Here is a 22,978-nt window from a genome sequence, read left to right as displayed (position 1 = left end):
ATGAACGAACACCTCGCCCGCACCCAATCGCCGATGCAAGCCGACACGATCGGCTTCTTCGGCAAATTGCCGACGCATGGCGATTTCGTTTCCTCGGCACTTGGCCTGCGGCTCCAAGGCGAACTCGACCAATGGATCCGGGGTGGCCTGATCGCACTCGAATCTGCCCTGGAGACCCAGTGGCGACGGCGGTTTCATGCCACATCGGCGTGGCGTTTCGTTGTCGGCAGCGGCATTTGGGCGCCCGGAGCCGTTGCCGGCGTGCTCCTGCCGAGCCGTGACCGTGTCGACCGCAGCTTCCCGCTCGTCATTGCCGCACAACTGCAGAAATTTTCGGGCCAGCTTCGCGACCTCTGCGAAGACGACAGCTGGTTTATTGCCGCCGAAGCGCTTGCCGAGACATCGGAGAAGCCTGATTTCGATATGAAACGCTTCGTCGAAGGAATTAAGCGCCTTCGTCTGCCATTTGCCGATATCCGTCCTGCCAATCGACCATCCTTGGGCACCAACGAAGCCGCCGCTCCCGCCTCGCTCTGGTGGCGCATCAATCCCGGGACACGTCACGGCAAAGGATTCCGCACCATGGCTGCGCCAACGGCGGAAGACTTTGTCAAACTCGTCACATTGGAAAACGGGAAACCATCTGCTCCTCCAGAAGCTCCGGCTCAGCCAGCCATTGCCGTCGTGGCAGAGGCGGCAAAATTCGTGACGGCATCTCAAACCCATTGGACGATGGAGCATAACCAGGCCAGCCATCCAGGCACGCGGCTGTCGCTGAATGCCGATGCTCTCCTCGTCTCCGACAGGCCAGGTATTTTCGCTGTAGCCGATGGGGTGGGCGATGGCATCGGAGCGATCGAAGCTGCGCGGATCGCAACACAGATCCTCGCCGGCATTCCCGAGCGCGAAGCGTTGCAAACGCTGGTTCAGGATGTGAAAAGCAAGCTCAGCCATGCCCATGCCATCCTGCGCGCGAAGGGAACGAGCGGAGAGCGGGAACCGCCGGTTGCCAGCATCGTCGTTGCAGTGATGGCCGAAGGCAGGCTTGCCGTCCTGTGGGCGGGAGATGCGCGCTGCTATCTCCTGCGTGACGGCATGATGCGGCTTCTAACCCGAGACCATATCGATATTGGCCTGCGGCGGACCCTCGGGCGCGGTCTCGGCCTGAAGGAACAATTCGCAGCAGAGATCGTCCATGACGAGCTTCAGCAGGGGGCCCGGCTTTTGCTTGCCAGTGGCCCGCTTTCGCGCTCCCTGACGGACAGGGTCATCGCCGAGATCCTGATCGAGACCCCCTTGGAACAAGCTGCCGACGCCCTTATCCAAGAAGCGCTGATCGCCAATTGCCGAGACAATGTCAGCGCCATTGTCATCGATGCCTCATGACAGGAGATCTGAAGTCGGAGGACATGAAAGAGATTGCAGCGCGCTTTGCGGGATTGCTGCGTCTTCTGACTCACGATGGCGAGATTGAGCGACCATCAGACATTCGCGACCTGCTGATCGATCGCCTGCGCGATGCGCTCGATCGGCGCCTTCCTTCCATGCCCGAGAGCGAGCCGAGCTTTATCGACAACACTTTTCTTGTCGAAGCCGTCGTCCATTCCAATGCGCGGACTATCATCAGCCGCCTGCGCCATCGCGATCTCGGTACATGGCACGCGCTGAAGACCCTCGGCAATGATCGGCTCGACGACGCTGCGACCAAAGCCATGTTGCTGCGCGAGGCTCGCATCGGCCTGATCCTTCATCATGCCAATCTCGTCGCTATTGAATGTGTTGTTCGGCTGCCGAATAGCCAACCCGCCATCATCGCGGAATGGGCTGGATCGCCCCTGTCACTGCGATTGTCGGCTGGAATCATGTCCCCGGCGGATATCAGGCAGGCAATGAAGTGTCTCTTTGACGGCCTGCATGCAATGCATGAAGCCGGCTATGTCCATGGCGACATCTCTCCCGCCAACCTGCTTCTACGCGACGACGATTTTGCTCGATTGAAGATTGCCGATTTCGGCTCGGCGATAGAATGCGGGAAGACCTACGGGGATCTGGATATCGCAAAGGCGGCGACACCCGGCTTTGCAGCCCCGGAACTATCTTCCACGGAGCCGGCAGATCCACGCGCGGATATTTACTCGGCGGGATGCGTGATGAAGCTGCTTTTGGAGCGTTGCAGGGACGACGCCGATGCTCTCGCGCCGCTAAACAATGCCGCAGCCGAATTGACCGAGCGCGCGCCCTCGCAGAGGCCGCCAAACGCCATGGCGGCCCTTGAACTCATCGTGGAAAACTAGACGGAATCCGTCAGTTCGTCGAGACACTTCCCGGCTGCGGAGCCGCCGCCGTCGGCACGCTCTTCTGGTAGACGGTGAGAAGTTTGGCGGCGTCGACCAGTCCGGCGTTGCTCGCATATATCGTGTCGCCGTCCTGCATCTTGAACTGCTGCATCAGGACGAAATTCGAGACGTCCTTGAGATTGACGCTGTAGATGACGGGCTTGATCGAGACGATAGCCGGAGCGGCGCTTGCGGTCTTGGAAAGCGGGGTGACCGCCTGCGTGTAGATCTTCTGGTTGCGGAAGAGATAGAAATTCCGCGAGTCGGCACGGTCGTCGAGGAGGCCGCCGGCGCGGGCAAGCGCCTGCGCCAAGGTCGTCTTGCCCGGCTCCAACGGGAACTCGCCGACGCTCTTGAAGGCGCCGAGCGCCGTGAAGCTCTGCGATGCGCCATCGACGAAAACCTGATCGCCCGGCAACAGGCGGACGTTCTGCTTGTCGTCTTGCAGAATGCGATCCAACGGCGCGGTTGCACGCTGCGATCCGCGCGTCAGCGTCACATTGGTGCTGCTCGGCGCAGAGGATGCGCCGCCTGCAAGGGCGAGAACGTCAAGCACTCGCTCCTTGCGCGCAGTCAGCGGGAAGCGGCCGGCTGAGCGCACCTTGCCATCGACTGTGACGGCGCTCGATGGCTTGTCGACAACCGTGACCACTGCCTGCGGATTGACCGAGGAACCCTTGAGCGCCGTCACGATCTGCGACTGCAGACCCTCGGGCGTCGAATCGGCCACGCGCTGTTTGCCGACATATGGCATGGTGACGAAACCGCGCGAGTCGACAGTGAAGCGGCCGAGATTGAGCGACTTGCTCTGCGTCGTGGAAAGCAATCCATCTTCGCCCGTATCGAGCACGGTCACGTCGATGACATCGCCGGGGCGCAGCCGGGCATCCGAAAAACCGGAGGAGCGAAGGCGCGAAAGGCCCTGATCGGACGGTGCATAGGACAGCGCGGCGACTTGTCCGCCCATCGGGGCGTTGGCCAGCGGCACGACCGGAATCCTCTCGCCCGAATGCGGCATCGTCGCGTTGCGAATGTTGCCGGCGCTTGGTCCATCCGACGGCCGTGCACAGGCGCTCAAGACAACCAAGGGTAAGACGACCGCCGCCAATTTCCGCATTCCCGAGCCTCCTTCGGATGTTACAGGCAAGGCAGAAATATCAACCAGAAGGCGGGAGGCAATATGCGAGCCTAATAAATAATGAATTATGACAGGCTGGTTGTTTACCAATGTGTCCAAATAGCAACCTAGCACCGCTTTTGCGATCTAGGCTTGCTCTTTCCGGCAGCGATTAGACCGGATCGGAAGGCTGAAGTGCCCAGGAGGCGCGAATCATCTGCTTCCAGGCGAGTGTGGACAATCAAGTGCAACGTCAGCGAAATTGCGCCGCATCCGGTCCTCGGTGCCGATTGGCACCGAGATACTCAATGCACGACAACTAAACGCATTTGGCGATTTATCAAATCCTAATTAACATCTTAAAGTTGATTTAGGCGTTTATAAAATATGATCTCGGCAGGGTTTCCGTCTCCACACCGAAAGCAGAAGCCAAACACGACATACCTTTCGCCAAGTTTGGAACCCTTGCCTCACTCTCAACACAAAGGGATCGTCGACCATGTCTAAATTGCTGACCATCAATGTGAAGAACAATCAGCCCCAGACGCAGAGCTTCTATTTCTTCCAGCAGCCTGCCATCTATGCCGGTGGTAGGCAGGTCTATTCCAACAGTCTCTTTTCGATGGCCCTCGGCAGCTACAGTCAAACCGGTGCAATCCTGACCTTCCAGGCCAATCTGCAATATTACGCCGCCATTCAGCAGGCGAACACACCCCCACAAGTTGGCCAGCAGTCAGGCTTTGCCTCCGCCAGCCGTGCGATCGACCTAGCCGGCAGTGGCTCGCCGAACGATTGGACGACCGCAACGGTCTCACCGCTCGGACTTTCCGCACCGGTCAATGGCCCGGGTGTGCAACCTGGAGCCTTCCGTATCACGACGCCCAGCTTCAACCCCTGGGACTTATACAATGTCGGCTCCGCGCTTGCTGTTAATGGCGGCATCGTGTTGTCCAACTTCGTGCAGGCAAACCCGATGTACAACATCGATTGCCAGCCTATCCTAAAATACTTCGTCCAGACCGGATCCTACACGCCGGGCACTGTCATGAACTTCACCCAGTCCAGCGTGAATGCTGCTCTTGCGGATTTCACCAGCGGTCACACCACTTGCAATGTCACCTTGAACGTCGACGGAACTTGGAGCACCCAGTTTCAGTAGGGTGAATGCGGCCATATGGGCTATGAGCCTCCTCCTCCCCCATTCGCCCGCATGAGCTATCAAACGCCATGGCATACCGCCGCTTCCAGAGAGGGCTGACCGGCCGAAGATCGCTGCTGTCGGTCAGAGCGCCCTGGATGCGGTGGCGAACGCCCATCTCCTCACAGTGAAAAGGAAAATCATCGTGCACCTTGCCAGGCTACGCTTCTCCGTCCTTGTCATGATCCTTGCCGTCTCCGGCGCGCTTGGCGCCGTCAATCCCGCCTACGCCTATTCAGTTTATCGCGCCGTTACAGCTGATGCTCGTAGTGGCGTTGTCACCTGGTATGCAGCAAACTTCGGGGTCAGTGGAAACCCTTCATCCCTGACATTCTTCCACTTTCCGAACGATGATGCTGCGCGGGCAGCCATCCCCAATGCGCAGTGCCTCATCAAGATGGATCTCGGCAATCTCGTCACTCCGGTAGTTGGCGAGCATGTTCCGGTTGGGAGCGCAGCGATCCCAGTCAACGCCAGTCCCTCCGACAATCCAGGCGCCTTTCCCTGGAGCATGACGTTCAACAATAATCCGCCCGGCCACTGGAGTGTCGCAAAAACGGAGATTCAAAATCCGCCATCGACGAACGCCGCTGCAAGCAGAGTGGCGGCAGCAGGTTTTCAAAGCCTCGCCACCGCAGGCGGCTCCGGCGTCACCGTCATCAATGGCTACCTCCATGGTTGCCGGGCTCAATAGACCTTCCCCGAGGCGCCCCAGATGGTCAATGGTACAACGTCGTTTACCGCGTGGCGTCTCGGGGCGCATCTTTTGCCCGATAGAGATCCGGCGCCCCCTCAGCAACGTTCGAACAGGCGCAATCTTTCCCAGTCGGTGACAGCAGTCTCGAATGCGCTGAGTTCCCAGCGGCCACTGTGCAGATAGTGGGTGATGACGCTGTCGCCAAAGCCCGCCTGCAACGCTTCCGAGGTCTCCAAGTGCTGCAAGGCATGGCCCATCGTTCTCGGGATGCGCGCGACGTCGGTCGCACCATAGGCGTCGCCGACATGTTCGGGCGCCAACTCCAACCGGCTCTCAATCCCCGCCAACCCACTGGCGATCAGTGCGGCGAAAGCGAGATAGGGGTTGGCGTCGGCACCGGGAACCCGGCATTCGAAGCGCAGCGAAGGACCGTGGCCGAGCACGCGGAAGGCCGTCGTGCGGTTGTCGACCGACCAGGCCAGCCGCGTCGGCGCGAAGGTGCCTTCCGTGAAGCGTTTGTAAGAGTTGATGTTGGGCGCATAGAAGAATGTCGCGGCCGGCGCATGGGCGATGGCGCCGGCGAGAAAATGCCGGAAGGTAGCGGACATTCCGCCCTCGGACGCCGGATCGTGAAAGGCCGAGCCGCCGCCTGTTAAATCGCGCAGCGAAATATGGACATGGCATGAACTGCCCGACAGCTTTTCGTCGAGCTTCGGCATGAAGCTGACGGACTTGCCCATCTGATGGGCGATCTCCTTGCAGCCGTTCTTGTAGAGGACGAGGCGGTCGCAGGTTTCCAGCGCCTCGGCATATTGCAAATTGATTTCCTGCTGGCCGGGACTGCACTCGGCCTTCGAGCCTTCGACGGGAATGTCCGCTTTCTCCATCAGCGTGCGGATCGCGCGAATATAGGGCTCGTCCTTGGTGGTCTGGAAGATGTGGCCATCCTCCGGATACCAGCTGGAGAACTTCAGATTTTCATATTTGTGCGCCCTCGCCTCGTCGAAGGTTTCGTTGAACAAATAGAATTCGAGCTCCGCGGCCATGTCGGCGGCAAACCCCATGTCGGCCAACCTTTGCAGCTGTTTACGCAGCAACTGGCGTGGCGAATGGTCGAGCACCGCACCATTGCGGCTGGTGACGTCCGCCAGAATAATCGCCGTCTTCTCCAGCCAAGGTATGGCGCGCGCGTGGAGAGGTCCGGCACCAGGGCAAAATCGCCATAGCCCTTCGCCCAGGAGGCGCTTTCGTATCCGGGTACCAGCGTCATCTCCATGTCCGTCGCCAGGAAATAATCGCAGAAGAGCTGCCGGCAGGCACCGGTCTCCAGAAAGAAACGCCCGGTCAGGCGCTTGCCGATCAGCCTGCCCTGCATGTCGGTCATTGCCACGATCACCGTGTCGATCGCCCCCTCGGCAATCGCCTGGCTGAGCTGCTTCAGCGTCAGCCGGCCGGCGATCGGCAGGCGCGAGGCCCCCGATGTCTGATCGCGGTCTGCAAAAGGTGATGGATCGAGACGTAGCGCGGGGTCGTAGTTCATGTCGGTCCTCCGATTTCAGTTAGGTTCGTGCATCAGATGTGCTGTGGCTGCGATTGCGTCTCGGCGGCGCGGGTGCGGAAGAACACCGCCCCCTTCCCAAACCTGGCGACTACCATCATCACCAGGCTTACGAGTACGATGGCGATGAGCGACCACAGGGCGGCCGGCTCAAGCTGGCGGATCGAGACAATCGCGATCGCCAGCAAGGTGGCACCCCCGATAGTCGGGATCAGGCCAAGGCTGATCAGGTTGCGCGTGTTTGCCGTGACGGTGGCGCGAAATGCCCAGGTCACCGTAAAGCCCGTCACCGCGTAGAAAAGCGCGAACATGATGCCAACAACACTGACGACGGTGTCGAAGGCGCCTGCGACCGAGGACAGGAACACATAGAGCCAGGTCATCACGATCATCGACACGCCGAAGATGACCGTCGCCTTCGCCGGCGTGCGGTATTTCGGGCTGATCTCGCCAAGCACCCCTGGCAGCAGCCGGTCGCGGGCCATGGCGAAGGAAATGCGGGCCGCACCGACCAGGAAGGCCTGCGTGGTACCGAGGATCGACAGCACGATAGCCAATGCCATCGCCTTGTCCCAGGGCGAGCCGACCAGCTGATGAGCGATGAAGATCAACGCGGAATCCTGATGCGCGCTGATGTCGGCCAGAGAAGCCGCCCCCTGCAATGTCACGACAAGTATGGTGTAATAGACACCCAGGATCGCCACTGACCACAGCGCCGCCCGACCAGGATTGACCTCCGGCCGTTCAGTCTCCTCGTTGAGATAAATCGACGTGTCCCAGCCGGTGAAGAGATAGACGGCGATGATCATCCCGGCGACGAGGCTGCCGGCGCCGCCGACGCCTTTCGGCGCTAGCCATTCCCATGACGGCGTCACCGTGCCCTCGCGCTTCAGGATGAACACGACATAGATGCCGATCACGCAGAAGCTGATCAGGATCAGGTGTTCCATGAGTGAGATGAAGGTCTGGAACCTGGCAGTCATGTGGATGCCGACGATAGCATAGATCACCGTGATGCCGCCGAGCAGCGTGGCCGAGATCGCCTCGCCCCATGCATTGGAAACATCGGCGAAGCCAAGCAACGTGAGTATGGCGGGACCGATGGGGAGGATGTCGCTGACGGTGCCGAGCAGGTACCCCGCCAGCATGACGCAGCCGACCAGGTACCCAAGATAGGGACTGACGGCACGACCGACCCAGACATAGGCGCCGCCGGCATTCTGCTGCCACATGTTGAGCCGGTGATAGGACCAGGCGATGGCGAGCATGGCCGTGGTGGTAGCGATAATGGAGAGGCCACCGGCATAGGCAGTCGCCGGAATGAGCAGCCCCAGCGAGACGGCGGTGGCCTGCCCCGGAGCCGAGGAGGCGATGGAGATGAGGACGCTTTCCCAGATGCGGATAGCTCCTGATTGCAAGCCCGGCGATGCATTGTCCGTATGGTTTGTCATGGATTTGACTCCCTGGGTGGATCGGAACGCGCCGGTTCCAGATGAACCAGCGATGCGGATGCGAAGGCGCGCCCGGCGGACCGGGCATGGTCATCTGCTCTTCAGAGGTCGGCGGCTATGCGCGGCAGCGGCCGGGTTAGGATACGCGTACGGAAGAGAAGGTAGAGGCAGCCAACCGTCAGCCAGCCAAGGCCGAGTTCCACCGCCAGCCGATCGAGGCTGAAGAACAGCCAGCCGCAAAACAGCGCGCCGACGATACCGGCCAGCGCGGCAAGCATCGTGCGTTCCCACTCCTCACCGCGCAACACGCAGGCGACGACGCAGAGGTTGACGGCGAAAAAGGCCGTGAAGGCGCCGAAGTTGATGAACGAGGTCGAGGTCGCGATGTCGAACCTGGCAGCGCCCAGCATGACCAGGCCAACCAGCACGATGTTGACCACCGGCGTCTTGAAGGAAGGATGAATGTACGCAAAGCCGATGGGCGGCAGGATCCGGTCGCGGCCCATCACATAGAGCAGCCGCGAGGCGCTGGCCTGCGCGCAGAGGCCGGCGGCGAAGAAGGCGATGATGACGACGACGGTGAACACCGCCTTGAACGTCTCGCCACCGATCTGGCCGACGATTTCATAGGCCGCCCCGTCGACGCTGGCATAATCGAGTGACGGATGCACCAGCATCATGAAATACGCCGTGGCCAGGAAGATGGCGCCGCCGAGCAACGTGGCGAACATGATGGCGCGCGGAATGTTGCGGCGCGGGTCGATGGTTTCCTCCGAAAGCGTCGAGATCGCATCGAAGCCGAGGAACGAATAGCAGGCAACCGCCGCTCCCGCCATCACCAGTGGCAGGGTGGTCGCGTCGTTGAAGAACGGCCGGGAGGAAACCAGCGTGCCGACCTGCGGTGTGTTGAGCGCGAACTTGATGCACAGATAGATCAGCGCGACGACCACCACCAGCTGCACTGCCATAATCGCCAGGTTGATCTGATCGGTCAGCTTGATGCCCAGCGTGTTGATGATCGTCGACAGGGCAGCGACCGCGATCACCCAGATCCAGAAGGGCACGTCGGGCGCCAGTGTCGAGAGGCCGGTGGCGGTCAGCAGACAGATCACCATCGGGATGAAGAAATAGTCGAGCAGCAGTACCCAGCCGACGGCAAACCCTGCTATCGGACCGAATACGCTCGAGGCATAGGTATAGGCCGACCCCGCCTTCGGATTGCGCGCCGCCATATAACCATAGCTGGCGGCGGTGAGCATCATCGCCGCTGTGGCCACGACATAGGCGAGAGCGACGGCGCCGCCGGTCTTAATCGCGATCGCACCCAATGTCGCGATCACCACCATGGGTGACATGTAGGAGAGGCCGAACATGGCGGCCGATGTAGCGCTAAGACGCCGGTCCAGCGTCGGTTTTGCGTCTGTCATGGATTCGTTCCCATTGTTATTCAGCCGGTTTTCCGGCTTGTTCCCCGCCCGTCGAGCGGGCTTGTTTTCCGTTGCGGGGGCGCACATGCATCCTTGCCGGCACGCTCCGTATTCCTAGGGCTCCTTGGGCGCGCCGCATCGTAGGGGTCCGAAGCGGCGCGCCTGCGGACTTCGCCCGGACCCGTCAACAGTCCGGGCTGATTGCATTCGGTCAGGCGGCTTCCTTGCGGGCCGAGGCGTAGACCTGATCGAGGATTTCGCCGAGCGTTGCGACGAGCGCTTCGATCTCCCGCGCGGTCGAAATAAAGGGCGGCGCCAGCACCACGGATGAGCCAAGCGGGCGGATGATGAAGCCGCGATCGCGCGCCGCCTTGGCAATACGCTCGCCGATGCGCAGATGGCCGGCGAAAGGCGCCTTGCTTGTCTTGTCCGAGACCATTTCCAGCGCCCCCATCAGCCCGACGCCCCTTGCCTCGCCGACCATCGGATGCTGGGCGAGCTGGTCCAATCCGCTCTGCAGCACACTGCCGACATTGCGGATGTCATCGAGGACACCCTCCTCGGTGATGATACGAATCGCCTCCAGCGAGATGGCGCAGCCGACCGGATGCCCACCGGTGGTGAAACCGTGCGGAAACTCCTCGAAGGCTTCAGCCGCCGCCAAGGCGCGACGGTCGATGTCTTTAGACAGCATCACCGCGCCCATCGGGAAGTAGCCGGCCGACATGCTCTTGGAGGCCACCATGATGTCGGGCTGCATGCCCATCGTCTGCGTTCCCCACAAATTGCCGGTGCGGCCGAAACCGCAGATCACTTCATCGGCAACCAATGGAATGCCATGACGCTTCAAGATCGGCTGGATGTGGCTGAAATAGTTCTGCGGCGGCACGATCACACCACCGGCGCCCATAACCGGCTCAGCAAACATTCCGGCAATGGTTTCCGGCCCCTCCGCCTCGATCGTCGCTTCGAGATTGGCGGCGAGCCGGGCGCAGAATTCGTCATCGCTTTCGCCCGGCGCGGCATAGCGGTAGGCATGCGGGCAGTCGAGCACGACGATCTCCGGCAACGGCAAGCCAAAAGCCTTGTTGTAGTCCTTGGCAGTCAGCGACGCAGCCATCACGGTCGCGCCGTGATAGGCATTCTTGCGCGTCAATAACTTGCGGCGTTGCGGCTGCCCGTCATGCGCCCACATCATCCACAACAGCTTGACGACCGATTCATTGGCCTCTGAACCCGAGTTGGTGAAGAACGCCCGGCTCATCGGCACGGGCGCCAGCGCCAGCATCCTTTCGGCAAGCGCGATCGATGGCTTGGAGTTACGGCCGAAGAAGGTGTGGTAGCCCGGCAGCTCCGCATACTGGCGCGCCGCCGCATCGGTCAGGCGTTGCTCGGAGAAGCCCAGCGTCATGTTCCAAAGGCCGGAATTGCCCTCGAAATAGTGGCGCCCGCCCGTGTCCACGATATAGGCGCCCTCCCCCCTTTCGATCACCACCGGCCCGTCTTGCCGCAGCGAAGGCAGGTCGCTGAATGTGTGAAAGAAGCTCTCGGCCTCGCGCCGCTCCCAGGACTGAATTGCTGTGGTCATTTTCTCGACTCCTCCGAAACCCGATGGCCTAAGCAAAACAGTCAAATTGTGTTTTGTCAATAAATAATGCATTTTTATTACAGGCGACTTGCGACGCAGTGCGGACGAGTGTATCTCCGATATAGAGCTTGGATTCGCAGATAAACTTAAGAATTAGGCACTTCCGTCGTGCTTGATTGACACCAAATGGCTAAATTCTCAAAAAGTGCAGTTATGTGCTTTTTAACATAATAGGGCATTTCAATGGCGCGATACGCACTTGGGGAAGACGATCTGGCCTATGCAGCCGAATTCATGGAAAGCCCGATCGGCTATCACAGCCCGGGCTTGCAGCGCGTGCTCAACCTGATGCGTGGTGGCGCGCTCGAGGGCAAATACGTGCTGGTCACACTCGAGCCCTGTCGCCGCTGGGCGTTGGCGCGGCTTCCCGGTCGACGCGGGGCACCAGTCAACCTCGTGCCTGGTATCGAATACACCGATCAGCAGGAGGCTGAGCGGGACGTGTTTCGCCGCCGCTGGCACGACTTGACTGGAACGGAACTCAAGGCCTGAAGGACTCGCCATGCTCAAGATCACTGCCTACGCGGACCGGATCAGCTGCTTTCCTGGCGACACGATTGACATCAAGGTCAGCGCCCTCGGTCTTCAAACCTATCGGGCTGAGCTGCGGCGCATCATCCAGGGTGATATCAATCCGGATGGGCCGGGTTATCGCGACGAGCTGATCGCGGCCGATCTCGGTGGTCCATTTCCCGCACGCGAACAGAAAATTCGCCCTGGCTCTTACGGCAGGGTGGACGGGGCCGCCGAACTCTGCCCCTCCGGCTCCTTCACCATTGCCGCCCTGATCTGGCCGACACTGCCCGGCCGGGGCCGGCAGGCGATCCTATCCGTTGGCACTCCCGAGAATGGCTGCCGCCTCTTCCTGGATGACAACGCCATGGCGTCGACAGAGCTGACAAGTGATGGCCACACCAGTGCCGTCGCGTCCGGCGCCGCCTGCCGTGAGCGCTCATGGTATGTTGTCGTCGCGACCTATGACGCCACCGCCGAGCGGCTGACAATCAGCCAGATTGCCGTGCAGCGGTTTCCAAAGATCGCCGATTCCGCATCGAATTCGGTTTCGGCGCGCGGCCACCACAACGTGTTGTCTCGCTCTCCCATCCTCTTCGGTGCGTCGATGGCGGCTGGCGGATTTCCCGGATGGTTCTTCAACGGCAAGATCGAGAATCCACGTGTCTATGACGGCGCGCATCCCGCAGAGCAGATCGCCCTGATCATGCTCGGCTGTGCGAGCCCGCTGACGCCGGCCGCGGACTGGGATTTCGCCGAGGACATGCACGGCGACCGTCTTTCGGATCGCGGCCCGCACCGCCTGCACGGCCGTTTCTTCAACCTGCCCCAACGAGCTGTGACCGGCTGTGGCTGGAGCGGCGGAAGCTATCGCTGGACCGAGGATCCCGCCAGCTATGCCGCCGTGCATTTTCACGATGACGATCTTTATGACGCCGCCTGGCAGACTGATTTCACCGTCACGGTGCCGGCCGATCTCAAGAGCGGCGTCTACGCCGTGCGACTATTCTCCGACGACGATGCTGACGCGGAGTATTTCGTCGTGTTCGCCGTGCGGGCAAGGCACCGCAAGAACAGCGTCGTCTTCGTGCTGCCCACCGCCAGCTACATGGCCTATGCCAATCACCGCCTCGGCATCGATGTCTCGGAAACCGAGATCGGCGCCGGCCAATTGCTGCAGCTCGACCGCCACCATCTGCACCTGCAGGAACATCCCGAACTCGGCCTGTCCCTGTACGAGGTGCACAATGACGGTTCCGGCGTCTTCTATTCGTCAAGGCTGCGGCCGATCCTCGACTTCCAGCCCAAGGTGCAGGGTTTCATCGGCGGCACCGGCTCCAACATCTGGCAGTTCAATGCCGATACCCATATTCTCGGGTTTCTCGAGGACCGCGGCATCGCCTATGACGTGCTGACCGACGAGGACCTCGACCGAGAGGACGGCGATGCTCTTGACGGTTACCGTGTTGTGCTCACCGGCAGCCATCCCGAATACACCAGCACCCGCATGCTCGATGCCTATCAGAGTTTTCTCGATCGTGGCGGCTGCGTCGCTTATCTCGGCGGCAACGGATTCTACTGGCGTATCGCCTACAGCGAGACGCTGCCCGGCGTCATCGAATGCCGGCGCGCGGAATCCGGCATTCGCGGCTGGGAGCCGGGTACCGGCAATTACTGGCACCAGTTCACCGATGAGCTCGGTGGCTTGTGGCGCCGCATCGGTCGGCCGCCGCAGCAGATCTTTGGCGTTGGTATGACCGCGCAGGGGTTTGACCTGTCGTCACCCTATATCCGCAACGAAGCCAGCAGCGATCCGCGCGCGGCCTTCATCTTTGCTGGCGTCGAGGGCGAAGTACTCGGCGATTTCGGGCTCAACGGCGGTGGTGCCGCCGGCAACGAGATCGACCGCGCCGATTTCGCCCTGGGCACGCCGCCACATGCGCTGGTGCTGGCGTCGTCAAAGATGCACACGGATATCTACCTGATGACGCCCGAGGACCTGCTCGACCCGACGCCGACCTGGTCGGGGACCCAGTGCGATCTCATCCGCGCCGACATGGTATTCTTCGAGACGCAGAGCGGCGGCGCTGTCTTCTCCACCGGCTCCATCGCTTGGGCCGGCGCCATGGCCTGGAACGCCTATGACAACCAGATCGCCGACATTACCGAAAATGTCGTGCGCCGCTTTGCCGACGAGAAGGGGTTTGGCTGAGTCGCAAAAAAAGCTCTCACCCGTCCTCGCCGCCGATCCGGACACGGCCGGAGCGCACCGATTCCAGATCCTCCTCCAGATGGACAAAGGTCTCCTCGCGTGAGATTTGGAGATGTATCCGCATCAGCGCCGCGGCGAGCTGGCGTTCGCCGGCCTTTATCGCCGCCATGATGCCGCGATGCTCCGTCAGAGACTGGCGGATGCGTTCTCGCCGGCCGAAACCGAGATATTCGTTGACCCGGCGGATGTTGTTCTGTCGTTCGATCGCCGCGACAAGGCTGGCCGATCGGGCACCCTGCGCGATCATCAGATGGAATTTCGCGTCGAGCTCGAACAGGCGCCGACTATCCATCGTTTCCATAGTATCGATGGCCCGCGCATGCTCGCCGTCGAGAGCCTCCATCGCGCTTCGGTCGACCTCATAGAGATCGGACAGAATCGCTGCCGGCTCGACGATCTGGCGGAAGCGATATCCGTCATCGAGCGCGGCAGCGCCGACATCGGCAAAGATCCAGCCGCGCCCAGGCGATGGTTCGGCTAGCTGGTCGCGCATCAGTCGGCGCAAGGTCGAGGTCAGGCCGCCTGGTGTGGCATTGTAACGCGCCAGGAGCGCCCGCTCGCTGATGACGCCATCCAACGCGCCGAGCGCCATGTCGCGCATCACCGTTTCATCGAGCGAAAGTGTAACCGCTTGCCCTTGGGCGGCGTCCGCCCTGCTTGCTTCAAGCAACCGGAAACCGCGGTTAGCCTCGTAGCTGACAACGCCTTCGCGCTCCAATTGCACCAGAGCCCGCCGCACCGGTGTGCGCGACACGCCGAGAATGGCGGCAATTTCGGCCTCGTTGATTCGCTCCCCGACTTGAATTCCCTCGAAGAACTGGGCCCGAAGCTGATTGCGAATACGTTCCTGAAGCGGTGAGACTGCGGTCATTCGCAACTCGTAGCATTGTGTTTTGCGCGCGTATAGTACCGGCGAAAGCTGGAATCGCAATTCATCCGCTTCTTCGCCAAGGTTACGTTCCACATGGAGCCAGAGCGGCCCAGCCTTGGACCTGCTTCGGAGAATAGGAGCTGATTTTGCTCAATTTTGGATCAGTCTCTCGCCCTGAACCGGGCTTAAGAAGTGCGAGATTTCCGACAAACGGCCATAGCCGTTCGGCGCAGCGTTGGTGCATAAGCCTCGGTTTACGGTCTCATAGGGGATGAGCAGAACACATCTCCGTGAGCCCGGCTTCCAAACGCTCAAGCGGCATGCCAGTATTCTGCAATGATATTCCTCGGGACCGTCCATCGTCTGTTCCTGCTCGTCGCCATGCTTGCGGTCGTCGTCGGCCCCATGAGCATCGGGTCGGCCGGCAGTGCCATGGCATCTTCGGATATCGCGACAATGGCAGGCATGGCCAGCGTCATGCCCGGCATGCAAATGACGGATAATATGCCGTGCTGCCCGGAAAGGTCCCCGGCCAAACCGGACTGCGCCAAGGGATGTCCACTGGCCCTGGTTTGCACAACCTCGATGTCAGCCCAGGTTCCCGACGCCAACGGCTTGTCCTTCGCGATCTCCTGGGCGTCCCATCAGTACGACCTCTTACCGGCGTCGCAATTGACCTCCGCACTCATCGAGCCCCCGGCCCGACCTCCGAGAGCCTGATCTCAAGCCATTTTTGAACATGCCCAAGGTTCGCGCCACGCGCTTGACTGCGTCCGCGCTGACCCGATGGCAATCAATATTGACCCAAGGACGTGATCAAGACATCCGTCCCGATGAGATCTTAAATCATGAACACCACTTCCTTTTCCACGGGAGCGATGCTCCTCGCCGGCGTGCTGATCGTCGGCTCCGCCACCGTGACCCTCGCAGCCTCTCAAGACTATGAATTCCAGCCCGTCTCGACCGACGTGAAACGGGGTCAGGGATCGCTGGTCTCCGTTCGCCTGATCGACAAGCGATCGGGTAAGGCGGTTCCAGACGCAGTCATCTTCACCACCCGCATGGACATGGCTCCCGAGGGCATGGAGACGATGACGACACCGGTCGAGGCGGCCACCTCCACCCAGCCCGGCGTCTATGCTTTCAAGACCGACTTCGCGATGGCGGGCGACTGGCGCTTCAAGCTCGCCGCCAAGGTTCAGGGCGAACCTGACACCGTTCAGGGCGAGATCGTCCTGAAGGCGGCTCCTTGAATACGCCATTGCGTGTGGCAGCCACGCTCTCCCTCGCCGTATTGCTCGGCGGGGGAGGCTATTGGGCTGGCACGAACGATCTTGGCACGCAGCTCGGACTTCAGCTTGTTAAGCCGGCTCTTGCCACACCTGACGCTTCCATGACCGTCCCAACCGGGGCGATCATCTACTACCGCCATCCCGACGGGCAACCGAGGTTCTCCGCAACGCCGAAGAATACCGAAGATGGACGACCGTTCATCCCGGTCCATGCAAGCGAGGACGTGAGCTTCGCCACGGCGCCACTCAAACCGATCGATGCGGCAGCGACCGCGGCTTCATCAGACCCCACATCGGCGAAGGGAAAACTTCTCTATTACCGCAACCCCATGGGCCTGCCCGACACATCGAAGGTGCCGAAGAAGGACTCCATGGGCATGGACTATATCCCGGTCTTCGAGGGCGATCAGGGCGATGCCTCAACGGTAAAAGTCTCGCTCGGCAAACTGCAGCGCACGGGCGTAAAGACCGCCATCGCCGAGATGGCCGGCATAAGCCGAAAGATCCAGGTGCCCGGCACTGTCGCTCTCGACGAGCGGCTTGTCAGCGTCATCTCGATGCGGACGGATTCATTCGTGGACGACGTCGCCAATGTCACAACAGGAGACCGCATAAGGAAGGGCCAAAACCTCTTCAACTTCTACTCGAAGGACATCGCCGCTGCCGCCTCCGAATACGCTGCCGGGCGAAATGACGGTCGCGGCAGCGCGGACGCAGGCTCCGCTCTGCGCCTGAAAAATCTCGGCGTTCCCCAGGAAGCGATCGATACGATCGCGCGGACCCATCAGGTACCGACCAGCATCGGTTATGTCGCCCCGCGCGACGGCATCATCCTAGAACGCGCGGCGACAACTGGCATGATGGCCAAGCCCGGCGATGTGCTCTTTCGTATCGCCGATATCTCCAAAATATGGGTGATGGCCGACGTGCCGGAATATGATTTGGCCTCGGTCCACAGTGGCGCCGAAGTCAACGTAACGGTCAGGAGCCTTCCCGGCCGGACCTTCAAGGGCGTCGTCGATCTGATCTATCCGCAGGTCGATATGCAGACGCGGACGACGAAAGTCCGTATCGAACTTCGCAATCCGGATGGGCTCTTGCTAGCCAACATGTACGCCGACGTCGAGATCGAGGCCGGCGCACAGAAGCCCGTCGTCGCTGTCCCCAACAGCGCCATCATCGACACCGGTGACCGGCAGGTCGTGTTCATCGACAAGGGCGACGGAAAGTTCGAGCCAAAGGATGTCAAGCTCGGCGTCCGCGGCGAAGACCGAACGGAGATCACCAAGGGTGTCGCTGCCGGCGACAGGGTGGTGGTTGCCGCCAACTTCCTGCTCGACGCCGAAAGTAACCTGAACTCGGCGCTAAGCGCCATGACACAGGAGGAGACAAAGCCATGATCTCCCGCCTCATCTCGTGGTCCGCCCACAATCTCATCCTGATCTTCGTCGGTGCTGCACTTGCCGTCGCAGGTGGCGTCTATGCACTGCGGTCGCTGCCGCTCGACGCCATCCCGGATCTCTCTGACATCCAGGTCATTGTCTACACCGAATATCCAGGCCAAGCCCCGCAGGTGGTCGAGGACCAGGTGACCTATCCACTGACCACCTCGATGCTGACCGTGCCGAAATCGAAGGTCGTGCGCGGCTTCTCATTCTTCGGCGTCTCCTTCGTCTACGTGATATTCGACGATGGCACCGATCCCTATTGGGCGCGCAGCCGGGTGCTGGAATATCTAAACGCGGCGCAAAGCCGACTTCCGCAAGGCGTGACGCCGACGCTCGGGCCCGATGCGACGGGCGTGGGCTGGGTCTATCAATATGCGGTCGTCGCCAAGCAACTATCGCTCGCCGAGCTGCGGTCGTTGCAGGACTGGGTGATCCGCTTCGCCGTCTCCAAATCCGAAGGCGTATCCGAGGTCGCGAGCGTCGGCGGCTTCGTCAAGCAGTATTCGATCGTCGTCGATCCGGCTCGGCTGAAGGCTCAGGGTGTCACGCTGAATGACGTCGCCAACGCGGTGCGCGCCAGCAATACCGACGTCGGTGGCCGCACGGTCGAACTTTCCGAGTTCGAGTTCATGGTGCGCGGGCGCGGCTACCTCAAAGGCATCCCCGATATCGAGAATATCGTCCTGAAGAGCCAGAACGGCGTGCCGCTCAAGCTCAGCGACGTCGCCAGGGTCGAACTCGTTCCAGACGAGCGACGTGGCATCACCGAACTGAACGGCGAAGGCGAGGTTGCGAGTGGCATCGTGCTTCAGCGGTTCGGGGCAAATGCTCTGACCGTCATAGACAACGCCAAGAAGAGTCTCGATTCGATCAAGAGCAGCCTTCCGGCGGGGACCGAGATCGTTCCTGTCTACGATCGCTCGACGCTGATCGAAGCTGCAATCGAAACCCTGAAAGGCACCTTGGTCGAGGAATCGATCGTGGTCGCTCTCGTGACGATCGCCTTCCTTCTCCATGTCCGCAGCGCCCTTGTCGCCATCATCATGCTCCCCGTTGGCATCCTGATGGCCTTCATCGCCATGAAGCTGCTTGGTCTTGGCGCGAACATCATGAGTCTTGGCGGCATCGCGATCGCCATTGGGGCGATGATCGACGCGGCGATCGTCATGATCGAGAACGCCCACAAGCATCTCGAGCGAGCGCACCCGACAAGCCGCGGGTGGAAATCCTGGTGGAAGCGGCAAGCGAGGTCGGTCCGGCGCTGTTCTTCAGCCTGCTGATCATCACCGTGTCGTTCCTGCCGATCTTCACGCTGGAATCGCAGGAAGGCCGCCTGTTCGGCCCGCTCGCCTTCACCAAGACCTTCTCGATGGCCGCCGCAGCATTGCTGTCAGTGACACTCGTTCCCGCCCTGATGATCCTCTTCGTCCGGGGATACATCGTCCCTGAGCACAGGAACCCATTGAACAGATTCCTCATCTGGATCTACCGTCCGGTCATATCGGGCGTTCTGCGGGTGAAGACGCTGACCATCCTGGCGGCGCTTGCTATCCTTGGGATCACCATCTGGCCCGTGCAGCACATCGGCAGCGAGTTCATGCCCAATCTCGACGAGGGCACGCTGATGTACATGCCGACTACCCTGCCCGGCATATCGATCACCAAAGCAGCCGAACTGATGCAGACGCAGGACCGGATCATCAAATCTTTCCCCGAAGTCCAGAGCGTCTTCGGCAAAGCCGGGCGCGCGCTCACTGCCACCGATCCCGCCCCAACGGAAATGTTCGAGACAATCATCACGCTGAAGCCGAAATCCGAGTGGCGACCAGGGGTGACGACCGACAGTCTGAAACAGGAGATGGATGCGGCCCTGCAATTCCCCGGCGTCTCCAACGCCTGGACCATGCCGATCCGCGCCCGCATCGACATGCTGTCGACCGGGATCAGGACGCCAGTTGGTGTCAAGGTCTACGGCACCGATCTCGGCGAAATGGAGAAAATCGCCCGCCAGATCGAGACCGTGCTGAAGACGATCCCCGGAACGTCGAGTGCCTATGCGGAGCGAGTAATCGGCGGCTACTATCTCGACATCGTTCCCGACCGGGTGGCCCTTGGGCGTTACGGACTGACCATCAACGATGTCCAGAATGTCGTCGGCATGGCGCTGGGCTCCGAGGTCGTGACCCAGACGGTTGAAGGCCGGGAACGATACGGCGTGGCTGTAAGATATCCGCGGGCGTCTCGAAGCGACCCACAGTCGATCGCCAAGGATGTGCTGATATCACTACCGGGTGGCGGAACGGTTCCCCTGGGCGAAGTCGCCGAGGTCAAATTGACCCGTGGTGCCACCACGATCCGCACCGAGAACGGCCAGCTTGCGGTCTATATCTATGTCGATATCGCCAACCGCGATCTCGGCGGCTATGTCGCCGAAGCTCAGCAGGCAGTCGCACGGAGCGTGGCTATGCCATCAGGCTATTCCGTCGCATGGAGCGGCCAGTTCGAATATCTGCAACGGGCAGAGGCACGACTTGCCGTCGTCGTTCCCCTGACGCTGGCGCTGATCTTCCTGCTGCTCTACCTGAACTTCAAGGCGCTGACCGAGACGATGATTGTCATGCTGTCCCTGCCCTTCGCGCTGGTCGGCGGCATCTGGCTGATGTGGTGGATGGGCTTCAACGCCTCCGTTGCTGTTGCCGTCGGCTTCATCGCTCTTGCAGGCGTAGCGGCGGAGACGGGCGTGATCATGCTGATCTACCTCGACCATGCGATGAAAGAGCAGCGCGCAGCCTGCGAAAATGAAGGACGTGTTTTCTCGAGGCTGGACCTCAACAGGGCGATCATGGTCGGCGCGGTCGAGCGCGTCCGGCCGAAAATGATGACGGTGGTCGCCATTATGGCTGGCCTCGTGCCGATCCTCTGGAGGACCGGCACGGGGTCGGAGATCATGCAGCGCATCGCCGTACCGATGATCGGCGGCATGGTGTCGTCGACGCTGTTGACGTTGATCGTCATCCCGGCGGTCTATGGGCTAGTCAAGGGATGGCGGCTGCCGGTAGCGGCTGCGGCCGATCAGCCGGCCACCGAGGGTGCCCAACGGAGTCTCCAGGCTGCTGAGTAACATCTTGGCGGGAGCGGTCTGTATGGCTCCCGCCGGATCTTCTGCGCTTTTGATCCAGGCCATCAACAAACACAGCTAGGCAATCAGGAAAATCGGCGCAGGATCATTATCGGGAGTAAGATGCAGCGCCATTCGATTAAACTCGGCCTCAAAGAAGATTTTTGATCCGTGATTGTCGAAAAGGTGAATCTTCGTTCGTCTTCTACGACGAAGACACCAGAGGCGAAGCCAAATGAAGTTGTATTTCAGCAGAAACCCCAATCCACGCCTTGCAGTTGCCGTTGCGCGTTTCTTGAAAACAGATGTCGCCTTCGAGTTCGCCGCACCGATGGCTCCCGGACAATCAGAGCGATATCTGCCGCTCAATCCGAACCTTCTTTTGCCGATTCTGGAGCATTCCGGTCGAACGCTTTGGGAAAGCGATGCGATTGCCTGCTGGCTTTCCAGACGCGCCGGCTCGAACTTCTGGAGAACCGACGATGAAGAACCGGACATGATCCGCTGGATCAGCTGGGCGAAGGAAAACTTCATGAAGGCATGCGACATCGTCCACTGGGAGCGCGGCACGAAGCTGCGCTACGGTATTGGGCCCTGCGACGACACGATGGTTGCAGAGGGTCTAACACAATTCCACAAAGCGGCAGTCATTCTCGAAGGTGAATTGTCCGATCGATCGTGGATCCTTGGCGAGACCATCTCATTTGCCGATTTTCGCATGGCGACGTTCTTACCCTTCAACGACGCGGCACGCCTTCCGATAGAGGACTATCCCGCCATAAGACGATGGTCTGATCGGTTAAACCAAATCGAAGCCTGGCGCGATCCGTTTCGCGGATTGGATGCTCCACGCTTGCCGCCGCTTCCCAACTGAAATGGCCTAGTGGGCGAACAAAGCTATTGTGGTCTTCAAGCGATGTGAAGAGCTACATCGCGCAAAGCCAACAACCGTTTCAGATAGATCTAGTCTCCGGGGAGCGCATTCGTTTCGCCAAGCAACATCGCTGTCTATGACGAATTTCCTCAACCCCAGAATACGGGAGCCATCTTTTCCAGGAGCATCGAGCGATATAGATAGGCTATCGTAAAAGAGGCCCCGCTCAAATGATCCTGAAATATGCAGCCGTTTTGATTGCGATACTTGCGATCATGGGCGGTCCGGTAAATGCCCGACAAGACGGAGCCACCACCGGGCCGTTGCCCAGTGAAATCACGCCGCCAAATCTTCCGATCCATGTGATCAATGGCAAAGCGACCCGGGATACGCTCGCCATCCTTTATTCTGGCGATGGCGGATGGCAAGACCTTGACGAAGAAGTCGGCAGCTATTTGCGGAACGTGGGTATTCCGGTGATAGGACTGGATTCCCTTCGCTATTTTTGGTCTGGGCGGACAGCCCGGAAAACAGCCGGAGATCTTGGTCGCATCATCGACTACTACACCAAGCGGCTGAACGTGCACCATGTCGTTCTTGTCGGCTATTCCTTCGGGGCAGACGTGATGCCAGCCAGCTACAATAGGCTGAGCCCAGAGCAAAAGGCGAAGGTCAAGGCAATTTCACTCCTCTCCCTGTCGCACAAGGTCGATTATGTGATCTCCCTTGCGGGCTGGCTTGGATTTCAAACCGAAGGCAAAGGCGGCAACCCTGTCGATGACGTGAGGTCAATCAGGCCGGGGATAGTCCAATGCGTTTACGGCAAGGACGACGATCACGACAATGCCTGTCCGGCTCTGCGGCGCACAGGAATAGAGGTGATCGGCATGCCCGGCGGGCATCATTTTGGTGGTGACTACGACAGGCTGGCTCAATATATCATTGCAGGCCTGAAAACGCGCCCGAGCAAATAAGTCTTCGGGCATTCCGTCGATGAGAAGGCCAGCAATCTGCAAATCCCGATCTAGACAATGATGCTTGTCCCGTTTATAGGCCGAGCGCAGCCGTAGATGTCACGGTGCGGGTGATTAGCTCAGTTGGTAGAGCAGCTGACTCTTAATCAGCGGGTCGTAGGTTCGAGCCCTACATCACCCACCA

At 60.4% G+C, this 22,978-nt stretch carries 14 protein-coding genes, 1 tRNA gene and 3 pseudogenes; 12 read left to right on the top strand and 6 right to left on the bottom strand.

The features are described 5' to 3' along the window. Together tagF and BSK43_RS12530 are read left to right on the top strand one after the other, a co-directional pair. The gene (gene tagF, locus BSK43_RS12535) at positions 1-1,386 is read left to right on the top strand and encodes a type VI secretion system-associated protein TagF (protein ID WP_077471710.1); all 1,386 of its coding nucleotides are present in this window, start codon (positions 1-3) and stop codon (positions 1,384-1,386) included. A 23-nt stretch (positions 1,387-1,409) separates the two neighbouring features. Then, entirely contained in the window at positions 1,410-2,294 is an 885-nt protein-coding gene (locus BSK43_RS12530) for a protein kinase (protein ID WP_169055388.1), read from the top strand. A gap of 10 nt (positions 2,295-2,304) precedes the next feature. Here the strand turns inward: BSK43_RS12530 and BSK43_RS12525 are convergent, their stop codons facing one another. Next, the gene (locus tag BSK43_RS12525) at positions 2,305-3,453 is read right to left on the bottom strand and encodes a polysaccharide biosynthesis/export family protein (RefSeq protein WP_077471691.1); all 1,149 of its coding nucleotides are present in this window, start codon (positions 3,451-3,453) and stop codon (positions 2,305-2,307) included. A gap of 499 nt (positions 3,454-3,952) precedes the next feature. Between BSK43_RS12525 and BSK43_RS12520 the strand changes: the two genes are divergently transcribed. Both BSK43_RS12520 and BSK43_RS12515 read left to right on the top strand, forming a co-directional pair. After that, positions 3,953-4,612: a hypothetical protein gene (locus BSK43_RS12520; protein WP_077471690.1), complete on the top strand. Its 660-nt coding sequence runs from the start codon at positions 3,953-3,955 to the stop codon at positions 4,610-4,612. Positions 4,613-4,796: 184 nt separating this feature from the next. Further along, complete coding sequence (locus BSK43_RS12515) at positions 4,797-5,345, top strand: hypothetical protein (RefSeq protein WP_246662550.1); 549 nt, start codon at positions 4,797-4,799, stop codon at positions 5,343-5,345. A 98-nt stretch (positions 5,346-5,443) separates the two neighbouring features. On the opposite strand, the pseudogene BSK43_RS12510 reads toward BSK43_RS12515, so the two are convergent. From BSK43_RS12510 to BSK43_RS12495, 4 genes and pseudogenes are all read right to left on the bottom strand, one after another. Further along, positions 5,444-6,807: pseudogene (locus BSK43_RS12510) on the bottom strand (glutamine synthetase family protein). A gap of 113 nt (positions 6,808-6,920) precedes the next feature. Continuing rightward, entirely contained in the window at positions 6,921-8,357 is a 1,437-nt protein-coding gene (locus BSK43_RS12505; RefSeq protein WP_077471689.1) for an APC family permease, read from the bottom strand. Between the two features lie 101 nt (positions 8,358-8,458). After that, entirely contained in the window at positions 8,459-9,784 is a 1,326-nt protein-coding gene (locus BSK43_RS12500) for an APC family permease (protein WP_077471688.1), read from the bottom strand. A gap of 211 nt (positions 9,785-9,995) precedes the next feature. Next, positions 9,996-11,372 (bottom strand): aminotransferase, encoded by a 1,377-nt coding sequence (locus BSK43_RS12495; RefSeq protein ID WP_077471687.1) that lies wholly within the window; start codon positions 11,370-11,372, stop codon positions 9,996-9,998. A gap of 243 nt (positions 11,373-11,615) precedes the next feature. Here BSK43_RS12495 and BSK43_RS12490 point away from each other — a divergent pair, with 243 nt between their 5' ends. Next, positions 11,616-11,924, top strand: coding sequence for a hypothetical protein (locus BSK43_RS12490; RefSeq protein ID WP_077471686.1), 309 nt, complete (start codon positions 11,616-11,618; stop codon positions 11,922-11,924). Between the two features lie 10 nt (positions 11,925-11,934). Beyond that, positions 11,935-14,157, top strand: coding sequence for a N,N-dimethylformamidase beta subunit family domain-containing protein (locus BSK43_RS12485; protein ID WP_077471685.1), 2,223 nt, complete (start codon positions 11,935-11,937; stop codon positions 14,155-14,157). A gap of 16 nt (positions 14,158-14,173) precedes the next feature. Here the strand turns inward: BSK43_RS12485 and BSK43_RS12480 are convergent, their stop codons facing one another. Then, positions 14,174-15,088, bottom strand: coding sequence for a GntR family transcriptional regulator (locus tag BSK43_RS12480; protein ID WP_077471684.1), 915 nt, complete (start codon positions 15,086-15,088; stop codon positions 14,174-14,176). 878 nt (positions 15,089-15,966) lie between these two features. Here BSK43_RS12480 and BSK43_RS12470 point away from each other — a divergent pair. The 6 genes and pseudogenes from BSK43_RS12470 to BSK43_RS12445 all read left to right on the top strand — a co-directional run bounded on the left by BSK43_RS12470 (position 15,967) and on the right by BSK43_RS12445 (position 22,978). Next, a complete protein-coding gene (locus tag BSK43_RS12470; RefSeq protein WP_077471708.1) occupies positions 15,967-16,341 on the top strand; it encodes a FixH family protein in 375 nt (124 codons plus the stop codon). Beyond that, on the top strand, positions 16,338-17,780 hold the full coding sequence (locus BSK43_RS12465) for an efflux RND transporter periplasmic adaptor subunit (protein WP_246662549.1): 1,443 nt from the start codon (positions 16,338-16,340) through the stop codon (positions 17,778-17,780). Before BSK43_RS12470 ends, BSK43_RS12465 begins: the two co-directional genes overlap by 4 nt. Further along, positions 17,777-20,949: pseudogene (locus BSK43_RS12460) on the top strand (CusA/CzcA family heavy metal efflux RND transporter). Before BSK43_RS12465 ends, BSK43_RS12460 begins: the two are co-directional and overlap by 4 nt. Positions 20,950-21,181: 232 nt before the next feature. Further along, positions 21,182-21,820, top strand: a complete 639-nt coding sequence (locus BSK43_RS12455; protein ID WP_077471682.1) for a glutathione S-transferase family protein — start codon at positions 21,182-21,184, stop codon at positions 21,818-21,820. A gap of 386 nt (positions 21,821-22,206) precedes the next feature. Further along, a pseudogene (locus BSK43_RS12450) lies at positions 22,207-22,794 on the top strand (AcvB/VirJ family lysyl-phosphatidylglycerol hydrolase); the annotation flags it as partial. Between the two features lie 108 nt (positions 22,795-22,902). Continuing rightward, a tRNA-Lys gene (locus BSK43_RS12445) sits at positions 22,903-22,978 on the top strand.

Origin of the sequence: Rhizobium sp. P44RR-XXIV (genome assembly GCF_001999485.2) — a bacterium.
Taxonomy (GTDB): Bacteria; Pseudomonadota; Alphaproteobacteria; order Rhizobiales; family Rhizobiaceae; genus Rhizobium.
Note: the sequence above shows the minus strand (reverse complement) of the source record. Positions and strands in the feature narration are given on the sequence as shown.

Bases quoted from the DNA above. Each gene is read 5' to 3' on its own strand.
- tagF (WP_077471710.1), top strand. From the start codon at position 1: ATGAACGAACACCTCGCCCGCACCCAATCGCCGATGCAAGCCGACACG.
- BSK43_RS12530 (WP_169055388.1), top strand. From the start codon at position 1,410: ATGAAAGAGATTGCAGCGCGCTTTGCGGGATTGCTGCGTCTTCTGACT.
- BSK43_RS12525 (WP_077471691.1), bottom strand. From the start codon at position 3,453: ATGCGGAAATTGGCGGCGGTCGTCTTACCCTTGGTTGTCTTGAGCGCC.
- BSK43_RS12520 (WP_077471690.1), top strand. From the start codon at position 3,953: ATGTCTAAATTGCTGACCATCAATGTGAAGAACAATCAGCCCCAGACG.
- BSK43_RS12505 (WP_077471689.1), bottom strand. From the start codon at position 8,357: ATGACAAACCATACGGACAATGCATCGCCGGGCTTGCAATCAGGAGCT.
- BSK43_RS12500 (WP_077471688.1), bottom strand. From the start codon at position 9,784: ATGACAGACGCAAAACCGACGCTGGACCGGCGTCTTAGCGCTACATCG.
- BSK43_RS12495 (WP_077471687.1), bottom strand. From the start codon at position 11,372: ATGACCACAGCAATTCAGTCCTGGGAGCGGCGCGAGGCCGAGAGCTTC.
- BSK43_RS12490 (WP_077471686.1), top strand. From the start codon at position 11,616: ATGGCGCGATACGCACTTGGGGAAGACGATCTGGCCTATGCAGCCGAA.
- BSK43_RS12485 (WP_077471685.1), top strand. From the start codon at position 11,935: ATGCTCAAGATCACTGCCTACGCGGACCGGATCAGCTGCTTTCCTGGC.
- BSK43_RS12480 (WP_077471684.1), bottom strand. From the start codon at position 15,088: ATGACCGCAGTCTCACCGCTTCAGGAACGTATTCGCAATCAGCTTCGG.
- BSK43_RS12470 (WP_077471708.1), top strand. From the start codon at position 15,967: ATGCTCCTCGCCGGCGTGCTGATCGTCGGCTCCGCCACCGTGACCCTC.
- BSK43_RS12455 (WP_077471682.1), top strand. From the start codon at position 21,182: ATGAAGTTGTATTTCAGCAGAAACCCCAATCCACGCCTTGCAGTTGCC.